Origin of the sequence: Streptomyces sp. NBRC 109706, assembly GCF_000974485.1 — a bacterium.
Lineage (GTDB): Bacteria > Actinomycetota > Actinomycetes > Streptomycetales > Streptomycetaceae > Streptomyces.
In genome coordinates, this window is sequence record NZ_BBOM01000004.1 from 429,259 (window position 1) to 445,439 (window position 16,181).

The following is a 16,181-nucleotide window of genomic DNA, read 5'->3' on the forward strand; positions in this document are numbered from 1 at the left end:
CCGATCTGCCAACGCCCGACCGCCGGCCAAATATCCCCTTCTCTCCCTCAACGGTGCGCCGCCTGCCTGCCCCGCTCGCCAGCTTCATCACCGGCACTCGCCCGTGAACTGCTCCGCGATGCCCGGCCCGCCGCCCCCTGCTTGCGCGCCTGCCTGACGACGCCTGCCCCCCGACCGCCGGCCCCTGACGCACGTTCAGCGCCGCGCGGATTCCCCAACCACACTGACTTCAAGCGGGGCACGACGCTTTCCAAGGGTAATTCCATCCGGGACGACAGAAGTCCCTACGAATTCACGGGAATTCCAGCATTTCAGACCCCTGTTTCGACTGGCGAGCACCACTGGACCCGAGCTATGTTGGAAATGACCCCGAAAGAATGGGGGTTGATGGAAACGGCTGAACGGAATAGGAGAAACCCAAGATGATCCCCATTCCTGATTTCCGTGCCACCCCGCGCGACACCTCACATGACGACGTGGCGGTCAGCCCCAGACACCTGGCTGGCAGCGGCGACTATCCCGACGACGCGTTCGCCCCCCTCACAGCCGACCACTGGCGACGCTATCGCGATGACGTGGGCAACAGCTACGCCATCAGCGACACAGCCAACCTCCAAGTCGCCTACCTACCTGACCTCGACGAGAACTGGCAACTCGATGCCCGCGCCTACTCGGGCGCCCCATGGGGGCAACTCTGGACAGCCACCTTCAGCATCGACACCCCGACCGAATTCGTGACCGCCGTCACCACGACACTCCAACGCGACCTCGGGGCAGAGGCTCAGGGACGTCAACGCGCGCTACGCGCTGACCCACACGACAAGGACGATGACCCGAACAACGTCTGGGAAGCCCTTCGCGCCGCGCGCTGGCACATCGCCACCCGACGGTGCGCCATCACCGCCACCTCACCGGACGGATTGGTGGATATCCACTACCGGGCCGACGGAGCCTTCGTCACACCCCGCGAAGCGTGGACGGTCACCGCCTCCTTGACCCGCGACGACCCCTTCGCCCTCTGGGACGCGACCTTCCACGAGGCCACCCCACCCCACCTGATCACCGCCTTCGCCCAAGCCCTGACCGCGCCCCAGCCCCTTACCCGACGCAGCGCCCAAATCGCGCGGACCACAGCCCCGTATGCGCGGCCACTGCGTACCGCCGCCTGACATGCCACAGGCCAACGCCAGTTACCAGGAACGGAGCCACCCCGATGCCCGACCCCACACGCCCCACCCACCACCCGAGTCGCGAGGACTTCCTCGTCACCCCGCGCTATCTCGCCGGCGCCGATGACGCGCAACCGGTTACCGGACTGCTGGCCCACGTGGGCTGGCTCACCTCCCGCGACGACACGGGAGCGACCCACTACTACCCGGGCGACCAGCGCTATCGCGTGTCCTACCCGTACGTCTGCGAGGATCTCCTGACCGGTGAGGCAGGCACTGCCTGGCACATCTCGGAACGCGGGCGAACCGACCAAGGCCCGCTCTGGCAAGCCGTCATCACCGGCGACTGCCCACCCGAGATCATCGCCGACGCGGTGGAGCCTCTTCTCACCCAGCGAAGCATTCCTCTCCCCACGGATTCCGTCACCCTCATCACCGAGGAGCTGATGCAGGCCGATTGGGACCTGGAGATAGCAGACGGGGCGATGACCTACACCAACCCTGCTGGCCACCTTCAGGTCCGCTATTTCCCGCCCCCCACGGGCGCCAGTATCAGCGACCTCCGCACCACCCTCTGCTGGTACACCCAAGCGGCCCTCAGCTCGGCCAACGTCCTCTGGTACGCCGGCTTCTCAGCGACCACACCCGCCCACGTCATCAAGAGCTTCTGCGACGCGCTCCTCAACCCTGAACCTGTCGCCCGCTACACCGAGGACATTCACCCGCTCGTTCGTCCCCACCTCACCATCCGGCAAGCCTGAGATACCTACGGAGGTTCGGATCATGACCACCAACGACCACCCAGCCCGCTTGCCTCACCCCTCCACCACCAGCGACAAGAAGTCCAAAGTCCTCATGAAGGTCTGGGCGGCCCTCGCCCAGCACTCCGACGCCACCACAGCCGAACTCGCCCTCGCCGCAGGCATCGCACGCTCCACCACCGGAAAGGCCCTGACCTTCCTGGAGGAGAAGAACCTCGCCATCCGCACCCGAGGCACCCGCGCCGGCCACCACCGAACCCCCGACCGCTGGAACCCCCACCCCGACCGCCTCCCCACCCCCAAGCCCACCGCGCCAACCAACCCCCCGACCGACGCGGACCCGGCGCCGGTGGTCACCTCCGCGGCCACCGTCACCCCCGAGAGCGCCGCTACCGGCACGCCCACCCCCGCACAACCGGTCACCGAACAAGCCCACACACGCCTCGCACCGGGCCAACTGCGGAAGATGGTCGTCGAGCACCTGAAGGCCTACCCGGACTCGGAGTTCACGGCCACCGCCATCAGTCGCGTTATCGGCAGAAGCTCCGGCGCCATCGCCAACGCGCTGGCCACCCTCACCGAGCAGGGCATCGCCCAACAGGTTTCACCGGCACCACGCCGCTACCGCCTCGCCGACGACGTACCAAGCAGCGCGCGAGCGGCCGTTCCAGCACCTCGTCAGGGGAGCTGATACAGGATCCGGTCGGTGGTTGGTACGGCTGCTCTTTCCCGCCGTGCCAACGACCCTCGGTATTCGCTGGCCCGCCCGTGGTCGTCTCGGTACCGTTCATGGTGTGAGGTGATCCGTTACGCGGCACGTGAAGTGCCGCGCACGAGGCCGAAGCCGTCGCCGGTACCTGGCGGCGGTTCTCTTGTCGATTCCGGAGAACCTCACCACCATGTCGTTACACGCCACGTCGCCCAACGGCGACTTGCCCGGCCATCCCCGCTCGGATCCCGCTGTCTCCTCGAATGCTGAGCCGCAGCGGGTGCCGAGTTGCCAGGAGATCTCCGCCGCACTGGCACTTCACTGGGGTTTGCCCGGTGTCGAGGTAACTCCCCTGATGGGCGGCATGAACTCCGCGACCTGGAACGTTCGCCTCGGGGACACCCGGTGGGTGGCCAAGGCCGTACCCCGAGGGGAGCCCGAGGGGCAGTTCCACTACGGGCTGGGCCTGTCGGTCCAGGTGGAGGAGGCGGGCATGTGGGCTGGCGCGCCCGTGCCATCGTCCGCTGGACACCTGGCGACTCCGGTCGGCGACCACGCCCTCGCGCTTCTGCGCTGGGTAGCAGGCCGCGAACTCCAGGGCCACAGCGACAGCGATACCGTGCTCATGGGCGCGACGCTCGCCCGCGTCCACGGCGTCCTCGGCATGGAACCGGTCACCCCAGGTGAGGCGTGGTCGCAGTTCGATCTGCTGGCCGATAGCCCCGATGACGCCGCCCTGAACCTGCGGCCATGGATCCGACCAGCCATTGAAGCGGTTACGGCGCGACTGCGGCGACTCCGCCCGGAGACGCTGACGTGGGGACCCGTGCACGGAGACCCAGCACCCGAACACTTCCGGTTCGACCCGTCCACAGGCAACTGCGGTCTCATCGACTGGGGCGCGGCCAGCTTCAAGCCCCGGATGTACGACGTGGCCACGGCGGTGAGGGACGCCCAAGGCCCTGACCGCGCGCAACTCCTGCTCCGCGCCTACCTGGACCAAGACGCCCTGCCACGCGCAGAGATCGAACGCGCGCTGACACCCATCCTGGACTTCCGGTACACCATCAACACCCTCTACTACGCCGGCCGGATCCTGCACGGTGACATCACCGGCGTCGACACCCCTGCCGGAAACGAAGAACGCCTGGAGGAGGCACGCCAGCGGCTCACCCGACCACCCCGCTGATCCGTAAGCAACTCGGGACGTGATCGTTCGGCTCGTGGGCGCTGAGCAGGGCATCGCCCAACAGGTCTCACCAGCCCCCCGCCGCTACCGCCTCGCCGACGACGTTCCGAGTAGCGCGGGTGCGGCCGTTCCGGCCCCTCGGCAGGGGAGCTGATACAGAATCCGTCGCTGTGGTTGGTACGGCTGGTCGTTCCCGGCCGTACCAACCGCTCACGTTTCAAGTGTTCGTGTCCTCACGGGCTCCGTGAACAGGCATTGTTGCGGCGGGCACACGTGGGCCGACGGGGTACTTCTTGCTGGCGGAATGTGTAGCGATACCTCGCTCTTCGCACCAGGGGCGCCGCGCTGGTCACCACCGCCGCACCCCCTGTCCCGATCGCTGGACCGTGGGCCAAGGATCTGCGCTGCATCAGCGGTGCCTGATGCGAAGGCTGTTGGCCGCCACACCTTTGGCGTGGCGCCGGGCCTCCTCCCACTCAGGTGGGGAGGGGGTCTGCGGCGGCCCAGCCAGACGGGGTCACTGATTGTCGGTCTCCGCCTCAGTGGTGAAGGCGAGGCTACGCAGCAGATCCGCTACCAGGGGCATATACGTGTCCCAGTCGGTGGCGGCCGGTGTGCTGAATGTGATGTTGAGCAGGGCCTGTTGGGGAATTGAGGGGTCGTCGGGTACTGGGATGATGGCCTGGAGTTCGTGGAAAGGCACCGTTGGCGGTTTCACGGTGGGGAGTGTGTAGATGCGCGCTCCGGTGACTACTGCTGCTGGCTGTCCGCAGGGCAGCGGATAGACCTGGCCGGACCACGCGTTTCCCCGGGCGGCGACGAGGGCCTGCATCGCGCCTTCGGCCGCCGTTTCGGCACTGTCGCCGTAGCGGAACTCGTTGGCCGATACGTTCAGTGTCGCCAGGGAGAATCTGTCACCGATGGTTCCGGCGGCGACGCCTGAGAAGATGGTGCCGAGATCTTTCAGTGCTTTCGACAGACGGTTCAGCTGCGCTGCTTGCTGCTCCAGACCGGCCGGTTGGTGGGGTATGCCGGAGCGTTCGTGCTGCTGGGTGATGTGGTCGATGGACTCGGCCAGCGACATGCCGACGGGTATGGGGCGGAATGCGGCGGGGACGTCGAAGTAGGCGTACATCAGCGTCCTTCTGGCTGCTCAGGTGAGGGGTAGACCCGCTGGCGTTCGAACTGTTCAAGGTAAGCGATGTGTTCGGGGAGCGCGGCCCGTGCTTTTCGTCGACTCCATGTCATGAGCCAGCCGCCGAGCCCTGCCATCACCAGGGGCAGGAGCACTGCGGCGGGGGTCGACGCCTTGGCGAGGGCCCAGGCCCCGATGAGGGTGAGGGACATCAGGACGCCGAAGGCGAGGAGTAGTTGGCGCCATGGGTGGTGCCGTTGTTGGTGGACGGCGATGCGGTAGGCGGCGGCGTCGTCCGGGGAGATACCCGAGGCGGGCGGTGGGGTCGGCCAGCAGGAAGCCCACCAGGCACCGGAGGTGCGGTGGTGGTAGTCCGCCCAGGCCGCGCGGCGCCGTGCTTCCTCGCTGTTGTCACGGACGAAGCTCATCCGGAATCGGGTTGGTCGGACCGTCATGAGGTAGTCGTCGAGAGCGTAGCCGTACTCGTGCGCTATGGCGACTACGCGGGCGGGGGCGTGGTCGACGGTGAGCGAGACGTGCTCCTGGCCGGCGAACGACTGGATGATCTCGTGGTCCTTCACCCCTCGCCTCCTTGCCGCCAGGCGTTCTCGAAGCCGATGAGGAGTGGGCCGCCTGGAAGGAACATCTGCCCAGTTTGACGGCCGTCGGTGGGTATGAAGTACGTGAGTGCGCTGGGGTTTTCTACGGTCCCGGCGATGCTGTCCATCAGTCCGCCGAAGGAGAGCCCCTTCGTCGCGATGCTGTTGCCGACGGCATGGGCGATTCGGCCACCGTTCCTGATCTTTCCTATCAGGGGAATCGTGCCGAACAGGTCCTGACTGAAGGTGCGGGCGGACACGTCCGCCCCACCAAGCCAGGCGACACCATGGGCTGCCAGAGCGCCCATGGCGAACCCCATGGAGACGATGTCGGCGCTGGCCGATGCCGCACCGAGGACCAATGCGACGGGAGGCACCCACACCATCGCGGCGGCAGCTCCCTGTAGACCCAGCGAAATGACACCGGCCAGAGTGCTCATGACCGCCAACACATCGCCGATGGCGGCTATGCGGGCGGCGTTCTCCGCGATCCAGGAGCCGATGTTCTGGAGGACGTCGGCTGCGATGGAGACAACGTCTTCGATGACGCCGCCCAGCCAGTCGCCGAGGCTGGAGAGCCAGCCTGGTTTGTTGGGGGCGATGTCCATGGCGTGGCCGAGGCGGTCGGCGATGTGTTCGCCGCGTTCGGTGTAGTCCTGGGCCAGGGCGTGGGCTCGTTGGCGGATGGCTTCGAGGTCCGCGCCCGCGCGATCGAGGTCGTCCTGGGCGCGCTGTGCGTCGGCGATGGCCTCGTCGCGTTCCTCGCCCGCGTCGGTGGTGAGGAGTTCGCCGAAGCCGGCGGGGGTGGGCAGGCGGTCGATGCGGGCCTGGGCGGCGTGGGCCTCTTCCTCCAGTTGGAGGGCTTCTTGTTGGGCTCGGGGCATGTGGTTCGCCCACTCTTCCAGGGCGATCGCCGCGATGCGGAACGACTCGTGCGCGGCCTCGATCTTGGGGCGGAAGTCGTCGTCCCACTGTTCGCGCCACGCCTCGGCGGAGCAGCCGCGCCACTCGTTGTCGCCGGTGCCGCGTAGCAGGCTGACGACATCGCCGAGCGCGGTGGTGGTCTGACGTACTTGCTGGGCCACGTGGCTGGTGGTGGCGGCGTCCCCTGGGCAGGGCACGAATCCCAGGGCGGGATATTCGTACTGCTGTGAGGGCGCGGGGACGACGGGGACGGTCCAGTTCATATGGTGATGTACCTCTCCCCGTCCCCAGCACTGTCGTCGAGTCCCTGGGCAAGGCCGTCGTCGATGGCCTGGAAGGCATTGAGCACCTCGGTCAGGCCGTTGGCGGCGGCGTCCGCGAACTCGGCAAGCTGGGAGATGCCGTACTCCCACTCCCCGCCGAAGTCGTCCATCCGCCGCTCCAGCCGCGACACCCCCATGGCCGCGCCGCCCACCTCGGCCATCGCCTGACACGGCTGTTCCATCAGCTGCGCAATATTGCGGATGTTGTCCCGGTTTGCCTGCAACCGGTCGTAGTCCAGGTAGAGATCGCTGTGGCTCATCAACCCCCCAAGGCAACTCAGAGCACAGGAGATATCACTGTAATCGAACGGATGCGTATTGTCATGCATGGAAGGCTCGGGAAAGCGGGGCGAGTTGGGGCCACAGGGGCCTGGCTCAGCCTGGCCCCGGAAGGTGCTGTGCCCAGGGTCTGGTGGCGCCGAGGTAGTCGTCTCCTGGGTAGCGGTAGGGCTCTTCGCGAATGGGTTCGCCGGGTCTGGGGGCGTTGATCATGTGGCCGTTGCCGGTGTGGATGCCGACGTGGTGGATGTTGTTGGGGGTGCCGTAGAAGACGAGGTCGCCGGGGAGGAGGGGTGTGCTTGGTGGGAGTTGGGGGCCGGCGGCGTGTTGGTCGGCGGCGGTGCGGGGGAGGTGGATGCCGGCGGCGGTGTAGGCGGCTTGGGTGAGGCCGGAGCAGTCGAAGCCGGGGTGGCCGGCGGTGGGGCCGTTGCCGCCCCAGAGGTAGGGAAGGCCGATCTGGTCGCGGGCGTAGGCGAGGGCGATGGCGGCTTGGAGGTTGGGGGCGGGGCCGGTGTTGGTCGGGTTGGGGTGGGCGGTGTAGCGGGTGGCTTGGTCGAGGACTTGGGTGACGTACCAGTTGGCGTGGTTGTAGTGCCAGATGGCGCGTTCGATATCGCGTCCCTCGCGGGCTCCGTGGGCGCAGAGGAGGCGGGCGGCTGCGTGGGTGGCGTTGATGGGGTCCCAGGGGGTGGGTGGGTCGGAGCCGCCGGGTGGGATGGGGTGGTCGTAGAGGGCGAAGGTGGTGGGGAGGAACTGCATGGGGCCGAGGGCGCCGGCGGTGGAGACCATCGTGGGGTGACGGGCGTGGTCGGTCTCGACTTTGCCGATGGCGGCGAGGATCGTCCAGGGCAGTCCCGGGCATTCGGCTGCGGCTTGTTGGTAGAGGGCCAGGTAGGTGGGTGGGATGTCGTCGAGGGCGTGGCGGCTGGGGAGGGGGTTCGTTTCCGCGTGTGCGGTGTGGTGGATGAGGCCGGTGGTGGCGGCTGTGGTCGCGATGATGAGGGCGAGGGCGCTGGTGAGGGTGGCGCCGATGGCCTTCTTCACCGGGGCGGTAGGGGTGGGATGGGGCGCCAGGGTGGTCGGTTGGCGGTGGGGTGGGCTGCGGCTTCGAGGGCTTGTGGGGTGAGGGCGGGGGTGAGGTGGGGCCAGTAGGAGGCGAGTCGGCTCAGAGGATGGCGTTGTGTGGTGGATGGTTGGAGGGGGAGCCAGTCGTCGGACGTGTGGGCGGTGGCGATGGGGAGGTTTTCCTGGGCGGCGATGGGGGCGAGGCGTTGGCGAAGGTGGCGTTCGCGGGTGGGGGTTGAGGTGTGGATGAGGAGGGGGGTGGTGGTGTTGGTCGTGGTGGCGAGGGTGGCGTAGCCGGCGAGTTTGGCTTCGACGCGGTGGAGGGGTTCGGTGCCGGTGTCGTGTTCGAGGAAGAACGGCAGGACGTGGTCGTGGTGGTGCCAGTGGGCGTAGGCGTCGGGGCGGGCGTGGTCGCCCCAGAGGCGGGTGGTGGAGCGGGCGGAGATCCACAAGGTCAGCTCGTCGTGGGGTTCGTGGTGGTGGGTGGCGGCGAGGGTGACGAGGTGGGTGGTGGTGGCGAGGTCGTGTTCGAGGGTGGGGGAGAAGGCGGTGCGGGTGCAGGTGTCCTTGCGCCAGGCGAGGTGTTTGGTCTCGGTGGCCCAGTGGGCGGCGAGCAGGGTGGCTCCGGTGGGGCCGAGGGTGTAGTGCTCGGGGGCGGAGCCCTGTGGGGTGAGGGGTCGGAAGGAGTCGAGGACGTGGAGTTGGTGGAGCTGGCGTAGGCGTCGGTTGGTGACGCGGTGGCTGGTGTTCCAGAGCGCGGTGATGTGGTGAGAGGTGAGGACGCGGTGCTCGTGGAGCATCTCCAGCAGCCACATGTCCCGGGGTGTCATCCGGCCGGCGAGTGTGGCGGTCTCGCGGCCTCGATGGGGTCGGCCGCGTTGGAGTGCGGTGCGGGGGACGTAGCGGGAGCGCGGGGGGTTCACGTGAGGGTCTCCCGTGTTGTGGGGGAAGAAGCCGTCGCCGTAGTTGGCGGCCTGTTCGCGGACTGCCGCAGGTGGTGGGCACGGCCGGGGGTTGGTGGGGGAGCGGGGTTGGTGGTGAGGGTGAAGGCGCTGGTGGCGGCGTTGTCGGTGAGGAGGCGGGCGGCGGCTTGGTGGCGGCCGAGGTGGGCCAGGTCGTGGGCGGCCAAGCTCGGTTGGGTGTGGCGTTCCAGGGCGCGGGCGTCCTCGGGTGAGGCGGTGAAGAAGATCTTGTTGCGGGCGTTGGTGGAGATGGCTTCGCGGAGGTCGGTGGGGAGTTGGGCGAGGTGTTGGTGGGCGAGGTTGAGGGAGAGGCGGTAGCCGCGGGCTTCGGCGAGCATCTCTTCGAGGGGGTAGGGCAGGTTGAGGAAGTTGTGGCATTCGTCGAGGTAGAGAGATGCGTCGACGCGGGTGTGCTCGGGTCGGTGGGCGCGGGCGGTGGCGGCCTGCCAGGTGCGGGCGACGAGGAAGGAGCCCAGGAGGCGGGCGGTTTCCTCGCCGAGGGTTCCTTTGGGGAGGCGGGCCAGCAGGATTCCGCCGTTGAGGATGTTGTCCAGGCGGTAGGTGGAGGGGCCGTGGGCGATGGCGCGGCGGGTGAAGTCGCGCAGGAGAAAGGCACGGAGCTTGTTCATCAGTGGACCGGTCACCGCTGCCCTGGCGGGTTCGGAGAGGGCGTCGTATCCGGTCCAGAACCCGCGTAGCAGGGGGTCGTTGACGCCTGGCGTGATGCGTAGCCGGTAGGCGGGTTCGGCCAGAAGGCGGGGGATGTCGGCGAGGCTGACGGCCTGGCCGGTGGTGCGGTGGTGGTGCAGGAGCGTCAGGCAGCTGGCGCGCATCAGGTCGTCGGTGCGCGGTCCCCAGAAGGCGGCGAAGATCCTGCGGAAGATGCCGGTGATGTTGTCCACCACCATGTCGTTGTCGTCGCCTTCGAGGACGTTCAGGCAGGGCGGGGGGCGGTGGTCGGCGGGGTCGATGAGGACCAGGCGCTCCGCGCAGTCCTCGGGGAGACGTTCCAACAGGTCGGTGACGAGGTCGCCCTTGGGGTCGACGACGATCAGGCCGCGCCGGTGGCGGGCGTCGTCCAGGGCGAGGTGGGTGATCAGGGTGGACTTGCCGGAGCCGGTGGCGCCCATGAGGTGGAGGTGGTGACGTGCCGCGTGGGTGGGGAGGGCGATGGCGCGGCGTGGGCCGGCGTCGCTGTGCCCCAGCGGGCGCGCGGCGCTGCTCGGTGGGGGGATCGACGTGGGGGGCGGGATGGAACGGGCTCCGGCTCGGGCCAGGCCGGGGGCGTCCGGGTCGGTGGGTAGATGGGCGAGTGCGGCCAGCTCTGTGACGGAGAGCAGAGCGGCGCGATGGGGGAAGTGGCGTCGTTTAAGGCGTTGGTGGGGGTGGGGGAGGCGGGTGCGGACGAGCCAGTTGCGGGCGGCGAAGAGCCCGAAGGCGGACGCGATGGCGTGGGCTCGCCCGCGCACGGCTTCTCGGGCGTTGGCGGCGGGTGGTGTGCTTGCGGCGTAGGTGAGGGAGGTGGCCCAGAGGGGGCCGGTGAGTTTGTCGGCGGCTTGTCTGACGGCGGTGTGGTGGTCGGCGTCCTGTCGTGCTTCCAGGGCGGGTTGGGGTCGGTGCGCTGCCCAGGCGGCCATGCCGCGCAGAGGCGTGAGCCGGTGTTGGTGGCCGGTCTTCAGCGTGCGGGCGGCGCGCCTGACGCGTCGGCGTCTCCGTCCGGTTGCCGGTCGGGCCAGGACTTGCACGATGACGCGTTCACCGTCGTTGAGTCCTGCGGCGGCCTGGAGCAGAGCGCGCAAGGGGTCGACGTGGTGTCCGGTGCGCAGGGTCGCCACTTCGGGGCGGGCGAGCCTCAGTCGTCCGGCGGTGACGGTGTGGCCTGCGGGAACGGGTTCCGCCGCGTCGGTCACGGTGGTGTGGGCGCCCGGCCAGGCAGCCTCGACGGCCTGACGCACCAGGGCGATGGGTACCTGGTTGGGTGTCCACAGCCTGATGTCCAGGCCCTGGTGGGTCCAGGAGTATTCGAAGGCGACGTGCGGTTGGCCGCTGGCGAGGCGGTGCCACCAGGGGCGCAGCAGCCCGGACAGTTGGGCCCACAGCAGTTCGCCACCGTGGTCGGTCACCTGGGGTGGGGCTTGGATGGTCACACAGCGCGCTCCTCGCGCGAATGCCTTGGCCCGTCTCCGAGCCAGGAGCGAGCGCGCGACGAGAGTGGTCACGCCGGTGGCCGTGGCCAGGGCAAGCAGTTCCCAACGGCTGCTCAGAATCCCCCATGCGTTGTTGATGAGGGCGGGCCAGAACGAGAACGGGTCGGTGAGGAAGTTCGTCATCCAGGGGGAGTTCACGTATCCCGCCCGGCGAGTTCGGCGGGGTCGGTGGTGATCAGTTCGTGCTCGTGAGGCGAGGCGACCGTGTTGATGGCGGCTCGGTGGCGGTGGCTGCCGAGGAGTAGCGCCTCGCCTTTGCGGGCGGTCAGCAGGAAGTCGCGTTCGCCTCGGGAGAGGAGGAAGGTCTCGGCGATGGGGTCGATCGCTTGGGCGGACTGGCGTAGGAGGAGTTGGGTGGCGGCGTTGGAGACGATGGCCCGGCCCAGGGGTGAGGCGAGGACGTCGTCGGCGTCCTGGGTGACGAGGGCCAGTCCGCACCAGTGACGGCGGCCTGACTTGGCCAGCCGGAAGAGGAACCTGCTGCCTTCCGGTTCGCGCATCAGGAGCCATGCCTCGTCGACCATGATCAGGTGCCGCTGTTTCGGTCCGGTGGTGACGCGACGCCACAGCGCGTCCAGGGCGAGGACCATGGCGGGCGCGCGGACTTCCTCCGGGAGTCGTCGGACGGAGAAGACCAGGAGGTGCCCGGACAGTTCGCAGGTGGTGGGCCCGTTGAACAGGTGGGCGTGCGAACCGGTCACAAAGGGCGTGAGTTGGTCAGCGAGCCCGTGGGCCAGAGGGCTGTCGTTGCCGAGGAGGATGTGGTGGAGGTCGGCGAGGGTGGGCGGCGGGTTGGTGAACGTGGCCGTGTCGGTGGTGATGCCGGCGCGTGCGTAGGTCTCCAGGAGCGCGCGGTCCAGCACGGCCTTCTGGGCGGCGTCCAACTCGGTGGAGAGGAGGACGCCGAGGAAGGTGTGCAGGAACAGCACCTTGCGCACCAGGGTCTCGCCCTCGTCGGCCGCTGCGCGCGGCAGGTCGAAGGGGTTGATCCGCACGCCGGGGGCGCCGAGGCGGATGGTGTGGCCGCCGACCGCCCTGGCCAGGCGGAGGTACTCGTCCTCCGGGTCGATCACCGCGGCTCGCACTCCGGTGAACAGCAGGCGCAGCAACTCCAGTTTGGCGAGGTAGGACTTGCCGGCGCCGGAACGGGCCAGGGTGACCGAGTTGTAGTTGTCGAGGCTTGCGGCGAAGCGGTTCCAGAACACGGGAGTTCGGGAGAGGGCGTTGAGGCCGTAGAGCACCCCGCCGGCGACGGGTTCGCTGTCGGGGCGGTGGGGGAGGTCAGGGCTGGCGAAGGGGAAGAACGCGGCGAGGGCGATGGTGTCGAGGGTGCGGCGCACCCGCATGGTGTCCAACCCGAGAGGTCGGGTGGCCAGCCAGCCGGGCAGTGCGCGGAAGGTCGTGGGTTCCACGTTCATCAGCAGGGACTCGGCCACCGCGCGCACGGCGGCGGTCTCGTCCGCCAGGTGCTGCTCGTCCGGGGCGTGGACGGTCAGGTAGAGGCCGACGCGGAAGAGTCGGGATTCGCCGCGTGCGATGCGGTAGGCGAGTTCGGCGGCGTCGGCTGCGGCTGCCTCGCTCTCGGGGTCGTCGAGTTGTCCGTGGTGCAGGCCGCTACGGCGGGTGGATTCCAGGCGGGCGCGCTGTTTCTTCAGGCTGGAGGCGGCGACGCTGGTGGGTACCGGCTCGATATGCAGGGCGATGTCCACGCGTCCGGGGTGGTTGAGCAACGGGGACAGCCAGCCCGGCGCCACCTCGGCGGGATAGCCCGTCACCACCAGGGTCTGGGCCAGGCCATGGTCCAGCTTCACGTGGTGTGCCCGGATCTCGATCGCGGGCGGTCCGACGGGTTCGAGCAACTCCTTGGCCTGGACGGTGGAGATCTCATGGGTGGAACGAGTTCGCCAGGGTCGGGTCATCGGTCACCGTCCTCAACGCGACGCGTATCGGAGGGTTGGCAGGCGTCGCGCACGGTGGTGGACGTTTCGGCGGCGTTCATCGGGCGGGCGTCGATGTCGGCGCCGGCCAGTACGTTGGTGGCCTCGGCGAGACGTTGACGGGCGCGGTTGCCCGCGGAGACTCTGCGGTCCGGCTCGCGGGCGGCCACGAGGATCTGGCGGCGTTGCACCTCGCATGCGGCTCCGAGCCGGGCGAGGTAGTCGGCGTGGGCACGCGCGGCGGCTGCCAACTCCGGATGGTGCAGCTGGTCGCCGGCGCTGTGTACGGCCTCGGCGGCCGGCTTGAGGTCCACCGGGTGGGAGCGCAACACGATCTGGGTGGGGCCGGTCAGCGAATTGAGCCACCGCGCGAAGACGCCGGTCAGCTCGGCCTGTTCCGCCGCGCTGCGCAGGCCGAAGTTCACCGTCGTGCACTCCGCCAACGCCACGCTGCCATCCCGCCCAACGTTCAGGACTCCGGCATCGTCCACTCCCCGACAGGGGAGTTCGGCGGCCACTGGGGGCGGGCCGGCCGCTCTGACCAGGCTCTTGCTGAGGAAGTCCGGCAGCGCCGGGCCCCCTTCGGGCGCGTGGACCTGGCGCTTGGGCGCTTTGAGATGGGCCAGGGCTGCGAGTGCGAAGCGGTCCATGCTGATGCCCTCGCGCCGCCCCAGCGCGATGGCCATGAGCGCGCCGGCCGCTGGGACGGCGATGACCAGGAACGGCACAACGCCCAGGAGGGGCCTGGCCATCCAGTACCCGCCGTACAGCAACAGGGCCCCGCCGCCCACGATCGCCGTCTGCCGCGCGGTGAGCGGGCCCAGGATGCGGTCCTCACGTTCGATGTCGGCGGGGATGCGGACCGAGTGACTCAACTCTTCTGCCTTTCGGACGAGGTACGGGGTGCGGCGTCGGGCTCGGGCGCGCGGAAGAGCGGCGAGGCGTGGTCGACCGGACCGGTCGCCCGACGCGTCGGCGTGGTACGGGGCGCCTCGGGGACGGGAGGACGGAAGGATGTCGGCACCGCCGGTGGCCCTGCGGAGGATTTCGGGGGTGGCGCGGTGCGGCTCACCGCAGAGCCGGAAGAGGCCGGTTGCGGGCTGGTCCGTGCTGAAGGCACGAGCGCTGGCGCGGGCTTGACGGGCTTCGGCGTCGGGGGCGCACCGGGCCCAGGTGGGTTCGTGGGCGGCCGACCCCTTCCCCCTGCCGAAGGGGGCGGCAGGAGGCGACCGGTGGTGGCTGGTGTGGGCCGCGTCGGGGTGGGGCGGGCGGGTAGGTAGCGGTGCAGCAGCATGGCCAACGCCGCGCCGCGCAGCATCCGCACCGGCGCCGGGGCGTGCGGCACGGTGGCCGGCGTGCCGCGCAAGATGACCTGCGTGGCCCACCCGGGGATCTTCCACAGCACCCAGAACATGCACAGCCCGGCCAGCAACGTCCCCAACTGCCCCGGCCCGGCCGGCACCAGAAGCGAGTTTCCCGGAGCGAAGAACAGCCGCAGCCCCACCGCGAGGGCCGTGGACTGCGCCACCTGGATGACCAACGCGCCGGCCAGGGCGCGCCACCACAGTTTGGCGACGCCCTCGGTCTGGGGGAGTCCGTGGCAGGCCAGGGCGAGCGGCCCGGAGACGGCGAGTAGTGCGATCACGGCGACGCGGACCAGGTAGCCGACCAGCACCCCGGCGACCAGCACCAGCAACACCAGTGCCAGGACGAGAAGATGGACAGGGTTGCCCCCGCCGAGAGTGTCCCCCAGCAGCATCCGGGCCAGGCCCTCGCCGAGCCCGTCCGCGTCCGAGCCTAGGATCGCGGTCGACAGTGCGTTGGACAGGTCGATGGCCTGCCCCACCACGAGGAGGGAGAGGCTGGCGGCCACCACTCCGAGGACGATCCGGGGGGCGATCTGCTTGACCGCGTACCGGGTCTGGACCGTCTCGTAGCCCATCAACGTCAGCCCGCCGGCCATCACCAGCAGCACATACGAACCGAGAGCCAGGCCCCAGGACGTCGTCCACATTTCCACCAACACGGGATGGGTGGACATGGCCGGGGTGGCCAGCAGCGTCTCGCCCAGCAGGCCGAGGAACGGTTCGGCCGCCGACTCGATCAACTCCGCGATGAAGTCCATGATCGCGTCGCTGATCGTGCCCGGAAGGTCGAACCAGCCCCCGCCGAACAGGCCACCGAACCAGTTGTCGAACCACCCGCCCCCGCCACCATCTCCCTCCGACGGCAGATCACCGAGGTCCTCGGCGGACGGCGACAGACCCGGAACGACCGGCTCGGACTCCGGGGCCGGTTCCGGCGGAAACGGCGCCTCGGGGTGAGGCGGTGGCCCGGGGGCAGGACCGGGCTCGGGCTCGGCGGGGTCGGCCATCGCGGCGGGCGTCAACACCCACAGGGCGAGCACGACCGGCAGCGCGAGGAGCAGACCAGCCACCGTGACGGCGCGGCGCGGCAGGCTCACGCGCCCCCCACGATGCCTTTGAGCACCGACACGAGGACGGGGGCGAGGATGACGATGCCGTAGCCGATCGCGGAGGCTTTCAACGCCCGTTTCGCCGCCTCGATCTCCCCGGGGTCCCCGCCCGCCATCAGGTAACGCAGGCCACCGATCGTCAGGAACAGCGTCGCCAACAGGGCCACGATCCCCACGATCCACGTGGTCAGATTGACCACCACGGCCTCGATCGAGCGCTCCGCCCCCCAGGCCACCCCGGCACCGGCCAGCACCAACACACCGGCGAACAGCGACACCAACCCCAGACGGCGTCGGCGGGCGGATACGGAGTCGAACAACACAGGGGACACCTCCAACAGGGCAGCGCGCCGAACGGCGACAAGCAGCCCTCTTCAGCGGCGACCGGGTCGCACCCGCCAGCACGCACTCCTTTCCACAGGAGGCAGAAGGGGGAAACGACTCGG

Annotated in this window: 15 protein-coding genes; 4 read left to right on the forward strand and 11 right to left on the reverse strand. The window is 69.2% G+C overall.

Going from position 1 to position 16,181, the window contains the following annotated elements:
• The first annotated feature begins 422 nt into the window (after positions 1 to 422).
• From AOM46_RS01645 to AOM46_RS01660, 4 genes are all read left to right on the forward strand, one after another.
• Positions 423 to 1,169: a DUF317 domain-containing protein gene (locus AOM46_RS01645; RefSeq protein WP_062204465.1), complete on the forward strand. Its 747-nt coding sequence runs from the start codon at positions 423 to 425 to the stop codon at positions 1,167 to 1,169.
• Positions 1,170 to 1,213: 44 nt separating this feature from the next.
• Entirely contained in the window at positions 1,214 to 1,930 is a 717-nt protein-coding gene (locus AOM46_RS01650; RefSeq protein ID WP_062204468.1) for a DUF317 domain-containing protein, read from the forward strand.
• A 22-nt stretch (positions 1,931 to 1,952) separates the two neighbouring features.
• Positions 1,953 to 2,621 carry a hypothetical protein gene (locus AOM46_RS01655; RefSeq protein WP_062204471.1) on the forward strand — a complete coding sequence of 223 codons (669 nt, stop codon included), beginning with the start codon at positions 1,953 to 1,955 and terminating at the stop codon, positions 2,619 to 2,621.
• Between the two features lie 181 nt (positions 2,622 to 2,802).
• Positions 2,803 to 3,828, forward strand: coding sequence for a phosphotransferase enzyme family protein (locus tag AOM46_RS01660; protein ID WP_078856377.1), 1,026 nt, complete (start codon positions 2,803 to 2,805; stop codon positions 3,826 to 3,828).
• Positions 3,829 to 4,345: 517 nt separating this feature from the next.
• Here AOM46_RS01660 and AOM46_RS01665 read toward each other — a convergent pair.
• From AOM46_RS01665 to AOM46_RS01715, 11 genes are all read right to left on the reverse strand, one after another.
• A complete protein-coding gene (locus AOM46_RS01665) occupies positions 4,346 to 4,963 on the reverse strand; it encodes a hypothetical protein (protein WP_062204476.1) in 618 nt (205 codons plus the stop codon).
• On the reverse strand, positions 4,963 to 5,544 hold the full coding sequence (locus AOM46_RS01670; RefSeq protein WP_062204480.1) for a hypothetical protein: 582 nt from the start codon (positions 5,542 to 5,544) through the stop codon (positions 4,963 to 4,965). The genes AOM46_RS01665 and AOM46_RS01670 overlap by 1 nt, the downstream gene beginning before the upstream one ends.
• Positions 5,541 to 6,749 carry a hypothetical protein gene (locus tag AOM46_RS01675; protein ID WP_062204483.1) on the reverse strand — a complete coding sequence of 403 codons (1,209 nt, stop codon included), beginning with the start codon at positions 6,747 to 6,749 and terminating at the stop codon, positions 5,541 to 5,543. The genes AOM46_RS01670 and AOM46_RS01675 overlap by 4 nt, the downstream gene beginning before the upstream one ends.
• Complete coding sequence (locus tag AOM46_RS01680) at positions 6,746 to 7,069, reverse strand: hypothetical protein (protein ID WP_062204485.1); 324 nt, start codon at positions 7,067 to 7,069, stop codon at positions 6,746 to 6,748. The genes AOM46_RS01675 and AOM46_RS01680 overlap by 4 nt, the downstream gene beginning before the upstream one ends.
• Positions 7,070 to 7,184: 115 nt before the next feature.
• Positions 7,185 to 8,132 carry a bifunctional lytic transglycosylase/C40 family peptidase gene (locus AOM46_RS01685; protein WP_062204488.1) on the reverse strand — a complete coding sequence of 316 codons (948 nt, stop codon included), beginning with the start codon at positions 8,130 to 8,132 and terminating at the stop codon, positions 7,185 to 7,187.
• The gene (locus tag AOM46_RS35785; protein WP_078856378.1) at positions 8,129 to 8,983 is read right to left on the reverse strand and encodes a replication-relaxation family protein; all 855 of its coding nucleotides are present in this window, start codon (positions 8,981 to 8,983) and stop codon (positions 8,129 to 8,131) included. The genes AOM46_RS01685 and AOM46_RS35785 overlap by 4 nt, the downstream gene beginning before the upstream one ends.
• A gap of 89 nt (positions 8,984 to 9,072) precedes the next feature.
• Complete coding sequence (locus AOM46_RS01695) at positions 9,073 to 11,262, reverse strand: type IV secretory system conjugative DNA transfer family protein (protein WP_370592620.1); 2,190 nt, start codon at positions 11,260 to 11,262, stop codon at positions 9,073 to 9,075.
• Positions 11,263 to 11,456: 194 nt separating this feature from the next.
• Positions 11,457 to 13,241 (reverse strand): VirB4 family type IV secretion system protein, encoded by a 1,785-nt coding sequence (locus tag AOM46_RS01700; RefSeq protein WP_062204503.1) that lies wholly within the window; start codon positions 13,239 to 13,241, stop codon positions 11,457 to 11,459.
• Positions 13,238 to 14,134 carry a PrgI family protein gene (locus tag AOM46_RS01705; protein ID WP_062204505.1) on the reverse strand — a complete coding sequence of 299 codons (897 nt, stop codon included), beginning with the start codon at positions 14,132 to 14,134 and terminating at the stop codon, positions 13,238 to 13,240. Before AOM46_RS01705 ends, AOM46_RS01700 begins: the two co-directional genes overlap by 4 nt.
• Positions 14,131 to 15,723 (reverse strand): hypothetical protein, encoded by a 1,593-nt coding sequence (locus AOM46_RS01710; protein ID WP_062204510.1) that lies wholly within the window; start codon positions 15,721 to 15,723, stop codon positions 14,131 to 14,133. The genes AOM46_RS01705 and AOM46_RS01710 overlap by 4 nt, the downstream gene beginning before the upstream one ends.
• Positions 15,720 to 16,013 carry a pilin gene (locus tag AOM46_RS01715; protein WP_370592621.1) on the reverse strand — a complete coding sequence of 98 codons (294 nt, stop codon included), beginning with the start codon at positions 16,011 to 16,013 and terminating at the stop codon, positions 15,720 to 15,722. Before AOM46_RS01715 ends, AOM46_RS01710 begins: the two co-directional genes overlap by 4 nt.
• Positions 16,014 to 16,181: the final 168 nt, after the last annotated feature.